Origin of the sequence: Acidovorax sp. LjRoot38, from assembly GCF_964252975.1 — a bacterium.
Classification (GTDB): domain Bacteria; phylum Pseudomonadota; class Gammaproteobacteria; order Burkholderiales; family Burkholderiaceae_C; genus Acidovorax; species Acidovorax facilis.
Genome location: NZ_CAXUPT020000006.1, coordinates 21,070 through 39,012, shown reverse-complemented (window position 1 = coordinate 39,012; position 17,943 = coordinate 21,070). Strand labels below are relative to the sequence as shown.

General features: G+C 66.9%; 15 protein-coding genes. 9 read left to right on the top strand and 6 right to left on the bottom strand.

The features are described 5' to 3' along the window. The first annotated feature begins 52 nt into the window (after positions 1-52). Genes ACSQ22_RS12590 through ACSQ22_RS12565 form a run of 6 tightly spaced genes read left to right on the top strand, consistent with a single transcriptional unit; the run spans position 53 to position 6,921 of the window. Positions 53-2,674 carry a 4Fe-4S binding protein gene (locus tag ACSQ22_RS12590; RefSeq protein WP_436130498.1) on the top strand — a complete coding sequence of 874 codons (2,622 nt, stop codon included), beginning with the start codon at positions 53-55 and terminating at the stop codon, positions 2,672-2,674. Continuing rightward, positions 2,674-3,951 (top strand): nitrous oxide reductase family maturation protein NosD, encoded by a 1,278-nt coding sequence (locus ACSQ22_RS12585; protein ID WP_436130497.1) that lies wholly within the window; start codon positions 2,674-2,676, stop codon positions 3,949-3,951. The genes ACSQ22_RS12590 and ACSQ22_RS12585 overlap by 1 nt, the downstream gene beginning before the upstream one ends. Further along, positions 3,926-4,870, top strand: a complete 945-nt coding sequence (locus ACSQ22_RS12580; RefSeq protein ID WP_436130496.1) for an ABC transporter ATP-binding protein — start codon at positions 3,926-3,928, stop codon at positions 4,868-4,870. The genes ACSQ22_RS12585 and ACSQ22_RS12580 overlap by 26 nt, the downstream gene beginning before the upstream one ends. Positions 4,871-4,872: 2 nt before the next feature. Beyond that, entirely contained in the window at positions 4,873-5,688 is an 816-nt protein-coding gene (locus ACSQ22_RS12575; protein WP_436130495.1) for an ABC transporter permease, read from the top strand. Further along, complete coding sequence (locus ACSQ22_RS12570) at positions 5,685-6,260, top strand: nitrous oxide reductase accessory protein NosL (RefSeq protein WP_055393506.1); 576 nt, start codon at positions 5,685-5,687, stop codon at positions 6,258-6,260. The genes ACSQ22_RS12575 and ACSQ22_RS12570 overlap by 4 nt, the downstream gene beginning before the upstream one ends. Positions 6,261-6,279: 19 nt before the next feature. Continuing rightward, positions 6,280-6,921 (top strand): nitrous oxide reductase accessory protein NosL, encoded by a 642-nt coding sequence (locus ACSQ22_RS12565; protein WP_436130494.1) that lies wholly within the window; start codon positions 6,280-6,282, stop codon positions 6,919-6,921. An 81-nt stretch (positions 6,922-7,002) separates the two neighbouring features. Here the strand turns inward: ACSQ22_RS12565 and ACSQ22_RS12560 are convergent, their stop codons facing one another. The 3 genes from ACSQ22_RS12560 to ypfJ form a co-directional block, all read right to left on the bottom strand. Then, the gene (locus ACSQ22_RS12560) at positions 7,003-8,493 is read right to left on the bottom strand and encodes a DEAD/DEAH box helicase (protein WP_121422589.1); all 1,491 of its coding nucleotides are present in this window, start codon (positions 8,491-8,493) and stop codon (positions 7,003-7,005) included. A 162-nt stretch (positions 8,494-8,655) separates the two neighbouring features. Then, positions 8,656-10,791: a SulP family inorganic anion transporter gene (locus tag ACSQ22_RS12555; RefSeq protein ID WP_436130493.1), complete on the bottom strand. Its 2,136-nt coding sequence runs from the start codon at positions 10,789-10,791 to the stop codon at positions 8,656-8,658. Positions 10,792-10,959: 168 nt separating this feature from the next. Then, positions 10,960-11,832 carry a KPN_02809 family neutral zinc metallopeptidase gene (gene ypfJ, locus ACSQ22_RS12550; protein ID WP_121422587.1) on the bottom strand — a complete coding sequence of 291 codons (873 nt, stop codon included), beginning with the start codon at positions 11,830-11,832 and terminating at the stop codon, positions 10,960-10,962. A 144-nt stretch (positions 11,833-11,976) separates the two neighbouring features. On the opposite strand from ypfJ, the gene pcp reads away from it, so the two are divergent. The 3 genes from pcp (at position 11,977) to ACSQ22_RS12535 (ending at position 15,380) form a co-directional block, all read left to right on the top strand. Next, positions 11,977-12,654 carry a pyroglutamyl-peptidase I gene (gene pcp / locus ACSQ22_RS12545; protein WP_436130492.1) on the top strand — a complete coding sequence of 226 codons (678 nt, stop codon included), beginning with the start codon at positions 11,977-11,979 and terminating at the stop codon, positions 12,652-12,654. A gap of 66 nt (positions 12,655-12,720) precedes the next feature. Further along, entirely contained in the window at positions 12,721-13,686 is a 966-nt protein-coding gene (locus ACSQ22_RS12540) for a delta(1)-pyrroline-2-carboxylate reductase family protein (protein WP_436130491.1), read from the top strand. Next, a complete protein-coding gene (locus tag ACSQ22_RS12535) occupies positions 13,683-15,380 on the top strand; it encodes a diguanylate cyclase (protein WP_436130490.1) in 1,698 nt (565 codons plus the stop codon). The genes ACSQ22_RS12540 and ACSQ22_RS12535 overlap by 4 nt, the downstream gene beginning before the upstream one ends. 71 nt (positions 15,381-15,451) lie before the next feature. On the opposite strand, the gene ACSQ22_RS12530 is transcribed toward ACSQ22_RS12535, so the two are convergent. From ACSQ22_RS12530 to guaD, 3 genes are all read right to left on the bottom strand, one after another. Then, positions 15,452-15,820, bottom strand: coding sequence for a hypothetical protein (locus ACSQ22_RS12530; protein ID WP_436130489.1), 369 nt, complete (start codon positions 15,818-15,820; stop codon positions 15,452-15,454). Between the two features lie 153 nt (positions 15,821-15,973). Next, complete coding sequence (gene dcd, locus ACSQ22_RS12525) at positions 15,974-16,546, bottom strand: dCTP deaminase (RefSeq protein ID WP_055401412.1); 573 nt, start codon at positions 16,544-16,546, stop codon at positions 15,974-15,976. An 81-nt stretch (positions 16,547-16,627) separates the two neighbouring features. Further along, positions 16,628-17,926, bottom strand: coding sequence for a guanine deaminase (gene guaD, locus ACSQ22_RS12520; RefSeq protein ID WP_436130488.1), 1,299 nt, complete (start codon positions 17,924-17,926; stop codon positions 16,628-16,630). Positions 17,927-17,943 lie beyond the last annotated feature (17 nt).

Here is a 17,943-nt window from a genome sequence, read left to right as displayed (position 1 = left end):
GGCCGCTAGCGCTTGATGAATAAGCGCTAGCAGCTATCAAAAAGATAGTCCCATGATTTCCCTCCGTCGGCAGTTCGCCACGCTTCTTCTGGTCTTGTTGGCAGCACTTTGGCTGGCGCCGCGCGCGCATGCTGCAGCAGGCGCCTACGAGGCCGAGCTGCCTGCGGAACTCTCTACCGCGCGCGACATGTGCGCACTGGTGCCGTGCAAGGACGTGTTTCCCGGCGCCAGCCATTTCTCAGAACGCAAGGGTCAGCCGCCCTACGTGGAGGCGTACGACCAGGCCAGCGAGCCGCGCAAGCTGCTGGGCTATGTGATGCTCTCCACCGACATCACGGACACCCCCGCCTACTCCGGCAAGCCTGTGGTCACGCTGATCGGCATGGACACGCAAGGCCGCTTTGTGGGCGTGAAGGTGCTCAAGCATTCCGAGCCCATCCTGCTGCTGGGCATCCCTGAATCCGCACTGCTCAAGTTCAACGCCCAGTACCTGGGCAAGTCGGTGGCCGACAAGATCGAGGTGGGCCAGTCGCGCCCTGATGAAAACGTGCTGGGTCTCGACGCCATCTCGGGCGCCACCGTCACCGTCATCGCTCAGAACCAGGTCATGATGGCCTCGGGCTCCGCCGTGGCGCGGCAGGTGGGCATCCTCGCGCCCACGGTGCGCGAGCCCGCACGCTATGCCGAAACCGGCAGGCGCCTGAGCTGGGCCGAGCTGGTGCAACAAGGCACCGTGCAGCGCCTGCGCGTGCAGCCCGAACAGGTGGGCCTGGACAAGGGCCCCGACCCGTTCATCGAGCTGTGGTTTGGCGACCTGAACCACCCGGACATTGGCAAGAGCCTTCTGGGCGAGAACGGCTGGAACAACCTGCGCCTGCAGCTCAAGGAGGGCGAACACGCCTTCTTCATCGTCCGTACCGGTGGCAAGGAATCGTTCAAGGGCTCGGGCTTTGTGCGCGGCGGCATCTACGACCGTGTGCAGGTGCGCCAAGGCGCAGATTCGTTCACCTTCCGCGACCTGGACGCGCTCAACCTGTATGGCATCGAGGCCGCAGGCGCACCCAGCTACAACGAATCGGTCATCTTCATCATCCGCTCACCCGCCTTCTCGGCCGCCTACCCGTGGAAGCTGAGCTTTCTGGGCAACCGCGTGGACCGGGCCACGGGCACGCGCAGCTTCACCAGCTTTGACACGCCCTACTGGCTGCCCGCCGCCATGCTGCAAGGCGGGCGCCCCACCATCAACGAGCCCGACGCCCCCTGGGTGCGCGTGTGGAAGTCGCGTGCGGTAGAGATTGCGCTGTTCGCCGCGCTGCTGATTGCCGTCACCGTGGTGTACGCCCTGCGCGAGAAGCTCACGCGCCTGTCCACCCACAAGAACAAGTGGCCGGTCAACGCCTTCAAGTACAGCTTCTGGGCCCTCAGCATCGGCTGGATCGGCTTCGGCGCCATGGCCCAGCCTTCCATCACGCAGGTGCTGACCTGGTTCCACGCGCTGCTGTTCCAGTGGACCTGGTCGCTGTTCCTGTCCGACCCGTTCATCTTCCTGTTCTGGATCTTCATCATCGTCACCGTGTTCCTGTTCGGGCGCGGGTTGTTCTGCGGCTGGATGTGCCCGTTTGGCTCGCTGCAGGAGGGCATCTACAAGATCGCGCGCGCGGTGGGCCTCAAGCGGTTCCAGACCCAGCTGCCGCAGAAGTGGCACGACCGGCTCAAGTGGGTCAAGTACGCCGTGTTTTTCGGGCTGCTCGCGGTGTCGATGTTCTCCATGGGCCTGGCCGAGAAGCTGGCCGAGGTAGAGCCGTTCAAAACCACCTTCCTGGTGGGCGTGCTCAACCGTGCCTGGCCCTACGGCCTGTTTGTGGCCGCCATCCTGGGCGTTTCGATCTTCATCGAACGGCCCTACTGCAAATACATCTGCCCGCTGGGCGCCTCGCTGGCCATGCCCAGCACCTTCCGCTGGTTTGGTTTGAAGCGCAAGCAGGACTGCAATAGCTGCAAGGCCTGCGCCGTGGGTTGCGGTGCACAGGCCATCGACGCAGACGGCCGCATCGACCACCGCGAATGCCTGCACTGCCTCGACTGCATGATTCTCTACACCGACACCAAGGGCTGCCCGCCCCTGGCCAAGGAACGCAAGCGCCGCGAGAAAGATGGCCTGGAAATCACGCCCATCGGCAAGAACGGCTATTTCATCCCGATCCACCCTGCCACGGTGCAGGACCAGATCTCGGCCAAGGCCGCCAAGGGACCCGACCCACGCATGCCCACAACGCCTGCACACCCCGCCCACAAGGCTGGAAGCCAAGGCCTGCGCTGGATCGGGCTGGAGCTGGTGGACCACCTATGGCCCTGGAGCCGCGAAGGCTGGGCCTCGCGGCGCGCGCTGCAGATCGCGGGCTTCTCGCTCGCCCTGGCTGCCAGCGTGGCCTGGGTGATGACCGCCCTGGGCACGTTGTCGACGGGCGCCATCATCGGCTGGTGGTTTGGCTGGAGCGTGTACGAGGTGCTGATCCGCCTGTCGGGCAAGCGCTATGTGAAGGACGGCCCGTGGTGGCGCGACCAGTACCGTCGGGCGGGCGTGATGGACATGCTGAGCTATGTGGGCTTCAAGAACCTGCTGATCGGAGCAGCACTCTTCCTGGCCATCAAGGCCGTGGTGGGACTGGCGTGATGAAGTCCCCCTTTGCACTCGCTGCGGTCGCCACGGCCCTGGCGCTGTGGACAGCACTTCCTGCGGCGGCTGCCACCGTGCAGGTGCGCCCTGGCCAGGACTTGCAGGCCGCCATCACGGCTGCGGCGCCGGGAGACACGGTGGAGGTGCAGCGGGGCTTTTACCGCGTGAACCTGCGCATCGACAAGCAGCTCACCCTGCGCGGTATCGATCGCCCCACGCTCAGCGGCGGGCAGGCGGGCGACACCATCCGCATCACCGCGCCCGATGTGGTGGTCGAGGGTCTGATCGTGCGCGACTCGGGCACCAGCTTGAAGGACCAGAACGCAGGCATCTACGTGTACCCCGGCGCGCACCGCGCCGTGGTGCGCCACAACGACCTCACCTACAACCTCTTTGGTCTGTGGATCGAGAAGGCCAACGATGTACAGGTGCTGCACAACACCATCACCGGCCTGCGCGATGTGAACTCGTCGCAGCGCGGCAATGGCGTGCAGCTGTACAACACCACGGGCGCACGCATCGAGGGCAACCACATCAGCTTTGTGCGCGACGCGCTGTATGTGGACGTGTCGCACCACGCGGTGTTTCGCGGCAACCGGCTGCACCACAGCCGCTACGGCACGCACTACATGAACTCCTACTACAACCTGTGGGAAGACAACGATACCTACCTCAACCGTGGCGGCCTGGCGCTGATGGAGGTGCGCGACCAGGTGGTGCGCAACAACCGCGCGTGGGGCAACAGCGACCACGGCATCATGCTGCGCACCTTGCAGGACTCGGTGATCGAGAACAACGTGGTGGCCGAGAACTCCCGAGGCTTCTTCATCTACGACGTGGAGTACATCACCCTGCGCGGCAACCTGGTGACCCGCAACACAGTAGGCGTGCACCTGTCGGCCGGCTCCAAAAACAACAAGGTCGAAGGCAACGACTTCATCGGCAACCGCGAGCAGGTGCGCTATGTGGGCGCCCGCGACGAGCGCTGGGGCACCGAAGGCGGCAATCACTGGAGCAACTACCTGGGCTGGGACCGCGACGGCAACGGCGTGGGCGACGTGCCCTACGAGGCCAACGACATGGTGGACCGCCTGACCTGGCGCCACCCCGCCATCAAGCTGCTGCTGGCCAGCCCCGCCGTGCAGGCACTGCGCCTGGTGGGCCAGCAGTTTCCGGTGCTGCGCGTGCCCACCGTGGTGGACCCAAAGCCCCGCATGCAACCGAACCAACCCCAACGGAATTTTCAGCGTGACACGCAACCCTCCCCCCATTGACCTGAACGAGCCCCCCGCCATCGAGGTGCAGGGCGCGCACAAGCACTACGGCGCATTGCACGCCGTGGACGGCATCGACCTGCGCATTGCGCGCGGCGAGATCTTCGGCCTCATCGGCCACAACGGCGCGGGCAAGAGCACGCTGTTCAAGATGATCCTGGGCCTCACGCCCGCCACCTCGGGCGAGATCCGGGTGGGCGGCGCCACCGTGCAGGGCCGCGACTTTCGCGCCGCCCGCCGCCACCTGGGCTACCTGCCCGAGAACGTGGTGCTCTACGACAACCTGAACGGACTGGAAACGCTGCGTTTCTTCGCCCGCCTCAAGGGTGCGCCCCTCGCACAATGCCCCGCGCTGCTGGAACGCGTGGGCCTGGCCCACGCGGGCAACCGCGCCGTGCGCGAATACTCCAAGGGCATGCGCCAGCGCCTGGGGTTTGCGCAAGCCCTGCTGGGCGAGCCCCAGGTGCTGCTGCTCGACGAGCCCACCAACGGCCTGGACCCGCAGGCCATCCGCGACTTCTACGCCACACTGCGCGAGCTGCAGGCGGGTGGCGTGACCATCGTCATCACTTCGCACATCCTGGCCGAGCTGCAGGAGCGCGTGGACCGCCTTGCCATCCTGGCCTCCGGCAAGCTGCAGGCCCTGGGCAGCGTGCAGGCGCTGCGCGAGCAGGCGCACATGCCGCTGACCATCCACCTCACCTTGGCTGCGACCGACCGGCCTGCCGCGCTGGGGCTGCTCTCTGCCGTGCCCGGCGTCACGGGGACGGAAACGCCGGAAGGCCTGCATGTGGACTGCCCGCGCGGCAGCAAGATGGCCGTGCTGGGTGCGCTGGCACCGCTGGGCACCGCGCTGCAGGACCTGCAGATCCAGGAACCCTCGCTTGAGGATGTGTACTTTGACCTGCGCAAGGGCTAGCCATGGAATTTCAACAAATTTTCACCATCGCGGGCAAAGAGTTCCGCGACCGCATGCGCAACCGCTGGGTGCTGGCCGTGGCGCTGGTGTTCACCGTGTTCTCGCTGGCCATCGCCTACTTTGGCGGCGCGCAGCAGGGCACGGTGGGCTTTCGTTCCATCGAGTTCACCATCGCCAGTCTGGTCAGTCTGGTGATCTACCTGATCCCGCTGATCGCGCTGCTGCTGGGCTTTGACGCCATCGTGGGCGAACGCGAGCGCCGCTCGCTCGATCTGCTGCTGTCGCTGCCCATCACGCGGCTGGAGCTGTTGCTGGGCAAGTACCTGGGGCTGGCGGCGGCGCTCACGCTCTCCACGCTGGCGGGGTTCGGGCTGGTGGCCGTGCTGCTGGTGCGGCAGTTCAGCGGGGCTGCGCTATTCCACTACGGCGGCTTCATGATCAGCTCGGTGCTGCTGGGGCTGGCCTTTTTGAGCATGGCGGTGCTGCTGTCGGTGCTCACGCACGAGCGCACACGCGCCTCCGGCCTGGCGATTGCCGCCTGGTTCTTTTTTGTGCTGGTGTTTGACCTGCTGCTGCTGGGCGCCCTGGTGGCCACGGGCGGCAGCGTGGGCGGCGAGGCCATGGCCTACCTGCTGCTGCTCAACCCGGCCGACGTTTTCCGCATCCTCAACGTGTTCTCGCTCGACGACGTGCGCACCCTGTACGGCCTGACCAGCATCGTGCCCCCTGCCCTGGCCAAGCCATGGCTCATGGGCGCGGTGATGGCGGGCTGGATCGTGGTGCCGCTCGGTCTTGCAAGCTGGAGATTCAAACCATGAACCATTCTTACCAACCCCGGTGCGGCTGCACCACGCGCCGGCAATTGCTGGGCTGGGCCGCACTCGCTTCGCTCGGCACACTCACGGGCCTGACTGGCCTCACGGGCTGCAGCCAAGCGGACAACAGCGCGCAATCTCTCCAACCCCAGGAGATCGACCGCACCACCAGCTGCGAACTCGACGGCATGCTGCTGGCCGACTACCCCGGCCCCAAGGCGCAGGTGCGCTTTGCAGGGCAGGACAAGCCTTCGTTCTTCTGCGACACGGTGGAGCTGTTCAGCACCCTGCTGGCGGGCGAACAGGTGCGTGCCGTGCAGGCCGTGTATGTGCAGGACATGGGCCAGGCCGACTGGAATGCACCGCAGGGCCACTGGATCGACGGCAAAAGTGCGATCTATGTGGTGGGCGGCAAGCGCCACGGCTCCATGGGTCCCACCATCGGCAGCTTTGCGCAAGAGGCCGATGCGAAGAAGTTTGCTGCTGAATATGGCGGCAAGGTTCTGCGCTTTGCCGAGATCACGCCCGCCATGGTGGACCTGAGCGGCGGGGCACTGCACGACACGCGGATGTGAGCCGCCCATACCTGCGCTGATGCCCCGCCCACACGCAACCACCCGGCGCACAGCCCTTGCAGCCCTGCTGCTGGGCTCGGCAGGCCTGGTGGCATGGCAATGGCCCCAGCGCACTCCGCCCCGCCCATCCGGCAACGCCGCCCTGGAGGGCATCGGCGACGATGTGTGCGTGGTGGCGCCGCCCACGCCCTACGACCCTGCGCTGGGCCAGCCCCTGACCGCCGCCCGCGAGGTGCCCGCCGACGCACGCTGCCCGGTGTGTGGCATGTACCCGGCCCGCGCACGGGCGTGGGCGGCGCAGGTCATTTTTGCGGACGGGGATGCGTATTTTTTTGACTCACCGCTCAGCCTCATGCTGTACCTGGGCAACGTGGCCCACTACACGCGGGGCCGCACGGCAGACGCCATCGTGGCCCGGTATGTGACCGATACCGATTCGGGTGGTTGGCTGAATGCGCTGGAGGCGGTGTACGTGGCAGAGTCTTCGGCCATGGGGCCGATGCGGGCGGGCAATCTGCCCGCGTTTGCAGATGCGGAGGCTGCACAGGCGTTTGTGCAGCAGCGTGGGGGGCGGGCGGTCCCCTTCGGCGCCATCGATGTGGCCTTGCTGCGCAGGCTGGCCCCGAACCTCCGGGCCGACCACCGTTTGCATTCAGACTGACGGGGCCTCAGTTGCTATTGAAAATATAGCTTCTTGCGCTTATCCATCAAGCGCTACAGGCCCAAAAAGGCCTGTATTTCATCACTGCACTGAAGTCTCTGGCTGGGCAGCCTTGAACAGCGCTGCCACCTTGCGCTTGGGCTTGATGTTGGCCGACACGCTGCTGCGCGGGGCCGACTTGGCAGCTTCCCAGGCGGGGGTTGCGTCGGCAGCTGCGCTGGCCTCATACGGCTTCTCGAAGAAGGGGTCGCGCGATGCCACGGCCGGGCGAAAGCCCCGGTGTTGTTCGCGCCCCTCGCGCCCGACACGCTGGTCACGCTCGCGCCGTGGCGCGGCGGGGGCGGCCGGCAGCGCATCGCGCCCGTCGCCCGTTTCACCGGCTTCGCGCCAGGCACGGCGGCCGTCGTTGATGCGGCCACGGGGCTGGTCTTCTTCGTATTCGATGGCTTCGAGATCGATCTTCTTCTTGATCAGCTTCTCGATGTCGGCCACCAGGCGGGCATCGCTGCCCGACACCAGCGTCACCGCCAGGCCTGAGGCGCCAGCACGGCCAGTGCGGCCGATGCGGTGCACATAGTCTTCGGCGTTGAATGGCACGTCGAAGTTGAACACCGCAGGCACGTCCTTGATGTCCAGGCCGCGCGCGGCCACATCGGTACACACCAGCAGATCGACCTCGCCACTCTTGAAGGCTTCGAGCGCCTTCAGGCGCTCGTCCTGGCTCTTGTCGCCATGCAGCGCGGTGGTCTTGAGGCCTTCGCGCTCCAGGCTGCGCGCCAGACGGGCACAACCGAGCTTGCTGTTGACGAAGATGAACGCCTGCTTGATACCCCGGGTCTTGAGCACCTGGTGGATGGCGCGGCGCTTGTCGTCGTCATTGGCGCTGTAGAAGCGCTGCTCCACGGTGGAGGCCGTTTCGTTCGGGCGGGCCACCTCGATGGTGATGGGGTTTTGCAGGTAACTGCTGGCCAGGCGCTTGATCTCGGGCGAGAACGTGGCACTGAACAGGAGCGTGGTGCGCTGCTTGGGCAGGTAGCTCAGGATGCGCTGCAGGTCGGGCAGGAAACCGATGTCCAGCATGCGGTCGGCCTCGTCGAGCACGACGTACTCGACCTGGTTGAGCACTGCATTCTTGGCTTCGATGTGATCCAGCAGGCGGCCTGGTGTAGCCACCAGCACTTCGACGCCTTTTTTCAGCTCGATGGTCTGGGGCTTCATGTCCATGCCGCCAAACACCACGGTGCTGCGCAGCTTGGTGTACTTGGCGTACAGCGCGATCTGCTGGGCCACCTGGTCGGCCAGCTCGCGCGTGGGCAACAGCACCAGGGCACGCACGGGGTGGCGAGCCGGGGATGTGGAGCTGCTTTCGTGCTTGAGCAGGCGCTGCAGCAGGGGCAGCGAGAAAGCCGCCGTCTTGCCGGTGCCGGTCTGGGCTGCGCCCATCACGTCTTGCCCTGTGAGCACCACCGGAATGGCCTGCTCCTGGATGGGCGTCATGGACTCGTAGCCCATTTCGGCTACGGCGCGCGCGAGCGGTTCAGCCAGCGATAGATTGGAAAAGGAACTTGTCATTTAGCCCTCTATTGTCGCACCGGTGGCCCAAAAAGCGATTTTTCACCATGGGGGCGTGGTACAGAGCGCATTTATTCATTGAGCAAGTCACAGCAATAAGCTACATTTTTAATAGCTATCAGCGCTCATCCATCAAGCGCTAATGGCATTTTTTATTCAAAATTACTCCAACACCGCCCGCAATTGGCGTGTGGTCACCGCCAGACGCCTCGCCCCGATCTGGGCGAGGTTATTCATCACGGTGAGCGCTGCCTCGGGGTATTGTCGGGCCCAGGCATCAAAGTGCGCCCGCGACAGGCGCACCAGGTGCGCAGGCCCCCGCTCAGACCCCGCACAAGCGCTGCGCGCAGCGCCGTTGAGGAACGCCATCTCGCCAAACGCCATGCCCGGCCCGACCGTGGCCAAGCGCAGCCCCTTGTCGGGCGGCCACTGGGTCACCAGCGTGATGTGGCCCGACTTCACCACCAGCAGGTCGTGGTCAGTGTCTCCCGCGCTGAACACCACCCCGTGGGGCGGCACGGCCAGAGGCTCCAGCAAGGCCATCAGGGCATTGGCCGCCGCCCGGGGAACGCCCTCGCCGATCTCGCCCAGCAGATCCCTTTCGGGACGCGCGGGGCGTTGCTCAATGGGGCGCTGCGAGAGGATGCCGGCCTCGGCCCATTCCAAGGCGCGGTCCAGGTCGGCAAAGGCGCGTACCTGGTCGCCTGCATGTTCAGCGGCCACAGGATCGAGCGCGGCCACGGCAGCGGCAATGCCCTGCTGGCCCAGGTCGCGCACCAGCGCGCGCAGTTGCGCCAGTGCCGTGCTGTCCCAGGCGGGCACGCGGCCCGCATCCAGAATCACCCAGCGGTGGCGCGGCTGCAGCAGCAAACGCACCTGCTCGGCCAAGTGGGCCGCCACGCCGAACGACATCACGCCCTGCAGTTCAAACACAGCCACTTGGTTCATCCGCGGCGAGAGCCAGGTGTCCGAGCCCGCGCGCCGCAGCCGGCGCGAGCGCAGTTCGCCATCGAGCCGCACATGGCGCAGCACCTTGGCGGCTGAGTCGTGCAGCAACACAAAGGTGGCCACCACCAGGCCCGCAACCAGCGCGCCCACGCCGCCCATCACGGCAAACACCAGCGCCACCAGCCAGCTTTGCGCCCAGGTCACCCGCGAGCGCTGCGCGTAGCGCAGCGACCACATGAGACCCGGCACCTGCATAAGCCCGGCCAGCACCAGCCCACCCGCCAGGCAGGCCATGGGCACCCAGTGCAGCCACCAGGCGCCCGTCACTGCCACGCCCAGCATGATGCCGGCATGCCAGCGCGGAGCGTCGCGGGAGGGGCCCGCCTGCGCCAGCACAATGCGCGAGCGCGATGCGCTGGTGGATGCAGGAATCATCCCGGCCAGCCCGCACAACACGCCCAACAGGCTCTCGCGGCGCAGGGTCAGATTGGCGTTGCCACGCAGACCGTGGTCCAGCTCCAGCTCCTGGTTGAACACCAGTATCTCCAGGCTGTTGACCAGCGCCATCAACAGCGCCAGCACCACCAGATCCGACCCGTGCTGTTGCGCCAGCGCCATCCAGGGGACACCAGTCCAGTCGGGCCACAGCGGGCCCGCAAACTGGCTGGGCTGCACGGCGGGTGCAAACACATCCCCCAGACCACCACCCCACACCCCCGCCACCGCCACGGCCAGCGCCACCAGGACCACAGCCGACAGCAGCCCCGGCATGCGGGGCCAGCGCCAGCGCAACGCCCAGGCCAGCCCCACCACGGCGAGCGCCGCCAGCAGGTGCCAGCCGGTGCGGGCGTTCCACAGGGTGTCGCCCCCCGCGCCAAAGCCGTTGCGCACCTGGCCCACCACCATCGACAGCCCCACCCCGGCCGCGAAACCATGCGTCACCGAAACGGGCAGAAACCGCGCCACCGAGGCCAGCCGCAGCACCCCCAGCAGCCACTGAAAAACAAACGCCAGCGCCACCGTGGCGCCGCTCACGGCCAACACCTGGCGCGCACTCAGGCCCAGCGCAGGGGCCGCACCATGGGCGGTCGCCAGCACGACCGCAAACAGCAGCGCCACCACCGTGGTGGGTGCGTAGACCACCCCGGCACGTGGCACCACCAGCGTGAGCAGCAGGCCCGGCAGGGCCGCCGACCACAGCGCCAGCGCTGCGAGGGAATGGTCGGCCGCCAGGGGTGCAAAAGCCAGCAGGCCCAGGCCGACGGCATGCGGCACCGTGACCGCCGCCGCCGACCACGCGGCGGCGATGCCCGGCGACCGGAGAGGCTGCAGGGACTCAGCCGGGGACATCTCGGTTCTCCATAGCGCCATAGGTCACCCACACCCCACAAAACCGGCGCGGCCCATGCCCGGGCAGCCGCGCAAGGGCCGCCCCGCCGCGCTGGCTGCGTCCCCCTGCCCGCAACGCGCAGTGTTGCGAGAGCGGGGGGAAGCCGCGAAGCGGCTCAGGGGGGTGTTTCAAAGACTCCGCGCCGCGAAGGTATCGCAGGCTTTGACGCTGCCATTCTGCAGTCCGTTGTGAAACCAGCGCTGCCGCTGAGCACTGGTGCCGTGGGTGAAGCTTTCGGGCACCACCGCCCCACCGCTCGAGCGCTGCAGGGCGTCGTCACCAATCTTGGCCGCTGCGTTCATGGCCTCTTCCACATCGCCCTGCTCCAGAATCTGGCGCGCGTTCTGCGCATGGTGTGCCCACACCCCGGCAAAACAGTCGGCCTGCAGCTCCAGCCGCACCGAGAGCGCGTTGTACTCCGCCTTGCTCACGCGGCCACGCATCTGGTCCACCTTGCCACTGATGCCCAGCTGGTTCTGCACATGGTGGCCTACCTCGTGGGCAATCACATAGGCCTGGGCAAAATCGCCGGGCGCGCCCAGGCGGTTCTTGAGGGTTTCATAAAAGCCCAGGTCGATGTAGACCTTCTGGTCCGCCGGGCAGTAGAACGGGCCCATCGCCGCCTGCCCGGTGCCGCAAGCCGTGGCCGTAGCGCCCCGAAACAGCACCAGGCGCGGCTCCTGGTAGGTGCCGCCACCCTGGCGGAACACGGCCTGCCACACGTCTTCGGTATCGGCCAGAACGGTCGATACAAAACGGGCCATGGTGTCGTCGGCCGGGGGGCGCTGGGCAGGCCCCTGCGACTGCACCTGCGCAGGTGGCCCGCCGCCACTGAGCAGCCCCAGGATCGTCAGCGGATTGATGCCCAGCACCCACCCGCCCACCAGTGCGATGACGATGGTGCCAATGCCAATGCTGCGCCCTCCGAAAATCGGCGAGCCGCCGCCCCCACCGCGCCGGTCTTCCACATTGTCCGACTCGCGATTGCCTTCCCATTTCATGCCGTATCTCCAGCGCCCTCAACGTGCGGAGGGCATGGCGCATATTACGCGCGGTGCAGGAACCGGAGGGGCCGATTACGATGGCCTGCCTGTCGGCGCCCGCTGGCACGATTCCCCCCTTCCACGCCCCACCCGAACCGCCCCATGCTCCACGACGCCTCGCACTACGCCCCCATCGGCGACAAGGTGATTCTGATCACAGGCTTTGACCCCTTTGGCGGCGACAGCCTGAACCCCAGCTGGCTGGTGGCACAGGCGCTGGACGGGCAGCGCATCGCGGGCCACCGCGTGGTGGCGGCGCAACTGCCCACCGTGTTTGGCGAATCGCTGCAACAGCTGCGGGCGCTGGCCACGGCCCACCGGCCCGCGCTGACCGTCTGCCTGGGCCAGGCAGGGGGGCGCAGCGCGCTGTCGCTGGAGCGGGTGGGCATCAATATCAACGACGCCCGCATTCCCGACAACGTGGGCGCCCAGCCCATCGACACGCCGGTGGTGCCCGGCGGGCCTGCCGCCTACTTTGCGAGCATGCCACTCAAGGCCATGCTGCGCTCCGTACAGCAGGCTGGCGTGCCCTGCGAGGTTTCACAAACAGCGGGCACCTTTGTCTGCAACCATGTGCTGTACGGACTGATGCACATGCTGCAGGCACAAGGCGTTGGCCCTGCGGGCGCCCGGGGCGGATTTGTGCACGTGCCCTGGCTGCCCGGGCAAGGCACACCCTCCCTGGCACTGTGGGACATGGTGCGCGGCATCCACGCAGCCCTGTGGGCCGCTGTGCTTCACCAGAGCGACATAGCGCTCGGGGCGGGTGCCACGCACTGAAATCATGGCCTTGGACTGGGGACTTGCCCGCTCCCCGGCTCCGCCCTCGCTGTGTAAAGTCGGCGCATGTCCTTCACCTCCCTCTCCCCGGCCCCCGGCACGCTGGACGCAGCAGCCACAGCGGCGTGTCTGCCATGGGACGCGCTGGCCACCGAGATTGCGGCCCTCTTGCGGGACAGCACCGTCTCGGTGCCTGCCCGCACGGTGCTGCCACTGCCCCAGGGCGGCAGCCTGTTTGTCATGCCTGCCACCGACAGCCGCGTGGCGATGGCCAAGCTCATCACGCTGACCCCTGCCAACACGGGCACCGGCCGCCCCGCGATCCAGGGCGACGTCGTGGTGTTTGACGTGACCACGGGCGAACGCCGCCTGGTGCTGGACGGCCCCACCATCACTGCACGGCGCACAGCGGCGGTGTCGCTGCTGGCGGCACAGCATCTGGCGCCGCAGGCCCAGGGGCCGCTGCTCATCGTCGGCGCGGGCGTGCAGGGCCTGGCCCACCTGGAAGCCTTTGTGCAGGGCCTGGGGGTGCGTGATGTGTGGGTGGCCTCGCGCAGTGCCGCCAGCGCCGAGGCCCTGGTCCTGCGCGCCCAGGCGCTGGGCGCCCAGGCACGCACGGTGGCCGATGCAGACGCTGCGGTGCCCCATTGCCCGCTGATTGCCGTGTGCACCCCGGCGCACAGCGTGGCGCTGAGCGCGCCACCACGCCCCGACGCCTTTGTGGCAGCGGTGGGAGCCTTCACCCCGGCCATGGCAGAACTGGCCCCCGCCTTCTGCCGCCATGTGGCCGCACACGGGCATATCGTGGTGGACAGTGAAGACGCACGCCACGAGGCGGGTGATCTGCTGCAGGCGGGCCTCGACGTGGGCATGCTGCCCACACTGCGGGAAGCTCTGCAACGCCTGCGCGCTCCGTCCGCAGGGCCGGTGCTGTTCAAGAGCTGCGGCTGGGCCGGCTGGGACCTGGCTGCGGCCCGCCTGGCGATGCGCCTGGACACAGAGGGCGCACCACCCTCGCAGGCCACGCCATGAGCCTGCTCCGGTTCTCGGACCACAGCCTGCGCTCGCAGATCGCGCTGGTGTTCGGTACGTTAGTGGTGGGCCTGGCGGTGCTGCTGTCACTGGGATTTGGCGAACTGCTCAAGCTGCGCATCGAGCGCGATGCCGGGACTGCCCTGCAGGTCATTGCCGAAAATGCAGGCAAGCTGCTGGCCAACGGCCTGCAGGAGCGCAGCCGCGAGGCCGAGGTCCTGGCGGCCGCCGAGGCCGTCTGGACCAAAGGGCTCGACAGTGCCGAAGCCCACCACATGCTGGCACGCAGTCAGGCCACCCACCCCCACAGCGCCTGGATCGGTGTGGCCGATGCCCAGGGCGTGGTGCGCGCCGCCACGGGCGGACTGCTGGTGGGCCAGAGCGTCGCAGAGCGCCCGTGGTTCAAGGAAGGCCTGCAAACACTGCACGTGGGAGATGTCCACCCGGCCAAGCTGCTGGAGCAGCTGCTGGCCCCGCCGCCTTCGGGCGAGCCCTACCGGTTTGTGGATTTTGCGGCGCCCATTCGCCTGGGCCCGACCACCATCGGCGTGGTGGGTATCCACGGCAGCTGGGAATGGACCCATGAGGTCATGGAAAGCCTGACCCCGGTACGTACGGACGACAAGGCGGTAGAACTATTCGTCTTCGACCGCAAAGGCGAGCTTATCTACGCCCCTGGGGGCCAGACCCGGGCCCTGCAAGTAGCCGGGCAGCGCCTGCCCGTCGAGGCCAACAACCCGGTGGCGTCTGACCGCGCCGCAGGCCGGGCCGTCGTGGCGAGGTGGCTGGATGGCCGCAGCTACCTCACGGCCACCGCACCGATGCAGGCACGCAACAGCACCAGCGACCTCGGCTGGCGCATTGTCGCCCGCGAACCCGTGGAACTGGCCTTCGCCGAGGCCCACCGCACCGTGCAACTGGCACTGGCCATCGGGCTCGGCGCCGCGCTTTTGGCCTCGGTGCTGGCGTGGCTGGCGGCACGCCGCCTGAGCGATGACCTGTACGCGCTGGCCGATGCCGCCAGCGCCGTGGAGGCCGACAAGCCCGGCACCCGCATTCCCCAGGCCCACAGCAGCCGGGAAGTGAGCAAGCTTTCAGGCGCACTGGGCCGCATGACGCACCGGCTTCTGACAGCCCACGAAGCCATGGAGGAAAAAGTACGCCTGCGCACGCTGGAGCTGGAGGCTGCCAACCGCGCCCTGGACCTGCAGGCCCGCACCGATGCTCTGACGGGCCTGCTCAACCGCCGGGGTTTTGAAACGCAGATGGCGTTTGCCCTGGCGCTGGCGCGGCGCAGCGGCCGGCCGTTGAGCCTGATCACAGTCGACGTGGACCATTTCAAGCGCGTGAACGACACCTATGGACACGAAACCGGCGACGAAGTCCTGCGCCGGCTGGCCCGCACGCTGGAAATGCGCCTGCGCAACTCGGATGTGATCGCACGGCTGGGGGGTGAAGAGTTTGTGGTGCTGCTGCCCGACACCGACCTTCTGGGGGCCCAAGCCATCGCCCAGGCCCTGGTCGAAGCCATGGCCGAACAACACGACCCGGTCGTGGGCCGCATCACCGTGAGCGCGGGGGTGGCCAGCATGCGCGGCCTGCAGGACAACGGCCTCGATATCCTGCGCCGGGGCGATGCGGCGCTTTATGAAGCCAAGGGCCAGGGGCGCAACAGGGTCTGCGTGGAGGCGTGACCACAGTCCATGAACAGCGGTCAGCGCACACCAAGGCCAGCGGCGTGCAAGAGCCCCGCCAGTAACCTGTTCTAAGCCTCGCTGATCTCGGCCACCACGGCGCAGCCCTGGGGCGCGGCAACATCAAAATAGGCTTGCAGCCGCAAGGCCAGCGCATTCAGGCTGTGGTCCTGAACGGCCCGCGCCACGGCCAGCTGTTCGAGCGCGTAGGGCCGGTGCCCCAGCATCATGGCGGTATTCACACAGTGGCCCGTGGCGGCCATCTTCAGAACGAAAGCGTTGAGAAGCTCGCAGGGCCAATAGTGGGCGTGGGACACGGCTGCCGGGCGCAATGCGCCGTGGTCCGAGGCCAAGTCGCCTGTGGCACGTGCAGGGTCATGTAGAGAAAGCGCAGCACCCCGGGCCTTGGCGGGTGTGGTCATCGCAGCAAAGGTCAGCATGGTGGACTCCGTGGCCACCGGAGGGCCCGGCGGCATGACACCATGCTAAGAACCTTACCTGCGCTTGCATTTCAGCCAATGGGCACTGGCGCTGTAGGACGCAACCCCTGCGAACAAGTTCCAGCGCATGCCGAAGGTCCGGCGGACGGGAGGTCAGGCCTTGGGCAGCGTCACGCCGACCTGCCCCTGGTACTTGCCGCCCCGGTCACGGTAGCTGACCTCACACACATCGTCCTTGTCGCTCTCGAAGAACAGCACCTGCGCGCAGCCCTCGCCCGCGTAGATGCGTGCGGGCAGCGGCGTGGTGTTGGAGAACTCCAGCGTCACATAGCCTTCCCACTCGGGCTCGAACGGGGTCACGTTGACGATGATGCCGCAGCGTGCATAAGTGCTTTTGCCCAGGCAGATGGTGAGCACGTTGCGTGGAATGCGGAAGTACTCCATCGTGCGGGCCAGCGCAAAGCTGTTGGGCGGGATGATGCAGCTGTCGCCCTCGAAATCCACAAAGCTCTTCTCGTCGAAATTCTTCGGGTCCACCACCGTGCTGTGGATGTTGGTGAACACCTTGAATTCGGGTGCGCAGCGGATGTCGTAGCCGTAGCTGCTGGTGCCGTAGCTGATGATCTTGCGGCCCTCCACCTCGCGCACCTGGCCCGGCTCGAAGGGTTCGATCATTCCGTGCTCGGCCGCCATGCGGCGGATCCACTTGTCGCTCTTGATGCTCATGGCTGAATTTCCTGCGCTGTGGCCCTGGCCGTCGGCAAACAGCCGGGCGCTATTAAATATGTAGCTATTAGCGCTTGATGATCAAGCGCTGGGGCCGTATTTTGCTTGAGAAATCACGGTTTGCTCCACCACACGGTCATCGCCGAGCACGATCAGCGCAAACAAAAGCTCATCCAGGCTGCGCGCCTGGCAGGTCTTGCGCTCCAGCAGAGGCGTAGCCCGAGGGTTGAGCACCACAAAGTCGGCCTCGCAGCCCGGCTGCAAATTGCCCACCTCACCCGCCAGACCCAGCGCCTTGGCCGCCCCGGCCGTGTGTTGCCACCACAGCTGCTGCGGCGACAGGCTCAGCCCCTGCTTGGTCTGGCCCTCACGCCCCACGTAATACGCCGCCAGCATGGTGTGGAACGGGCTAAAGCTGGTACCCCCGCCCACATCGCTGGCCAGGCCGTAGCCAAAGCCCACGCGGTCGGCGCTGGCGTAGTCAAAAAAGCCACTGCCCAGAAAGAGGTTGCTGGTGGGGCTGACCGCCGCCACCGCACCGGTGTCGCGCATCAGCGCGCGGTCGTCATCGTCAAAGTGGATGCAGTGCGCATACACCGCGCGTTCGCGCATCAGGCCAAAGTCGTCGTACACGCCCAGGTAGCTGCGTGCGGCGGGGAACAGCTCGCGCGCCCAGCGGATCTCGTCGCGGTTCTCGGCCACGTGGGACTGAATCCAAACATCGGGGTAGCGCGCAGCCAGCTCGCCCGCGCCGCGCAGTTGTTCATGGGTACTGGTGGGCGCAAAACGCGGGGTGATGGCATAGCCCAGGCGGTCCACGCCGTGCCAGCGCTGGATCAGCGCCTCGGTGTCGATGAGGCTTTGTTCGGTATCGTCGCGCACGCCATCGGGCGAGTGGCGGTCCTGCAGCACCTTGCCGGTGATCAGGCGCATGTGCTGGCGTTGCCCCTCGGTGAACAAGGCATCCACTGAGGCGGGGTGCGAGGTGGCAAAAGCCAGCGCCGTGGTCACGCCATGGCGCAGCAGCTCGGCCACAAAGAACTCTGCCACCTGCGCGCTGTAGTCGGATGCGACAAAGCGCGATTCATGGGGAAAGGTGTAGTTCTCCAGCCAAGGCAGCAGACCATCCGCGGGCGAGCCAATCACGTCGGTCTGCGGAAAGTGGATGTGCATGTCCACAAACCCAGGGGCCAGGATGCGACCCGGCAGGTGCGTGACGGGCTCGTGGGCATACTGGTGCGACAGCGCCTGCCAGGCGCCGGCTGCCAGCACCCGCTGGCGGCCATGGGCATCCGGGCCAATGGCCAGCAGGCCATCTTCGTCATAGAGGGCGCGGCCATCGTCGGCAAATCGCAAAAGGGCGGAACGGTATACAGGCATGGTGCGCTAGCTTAGCG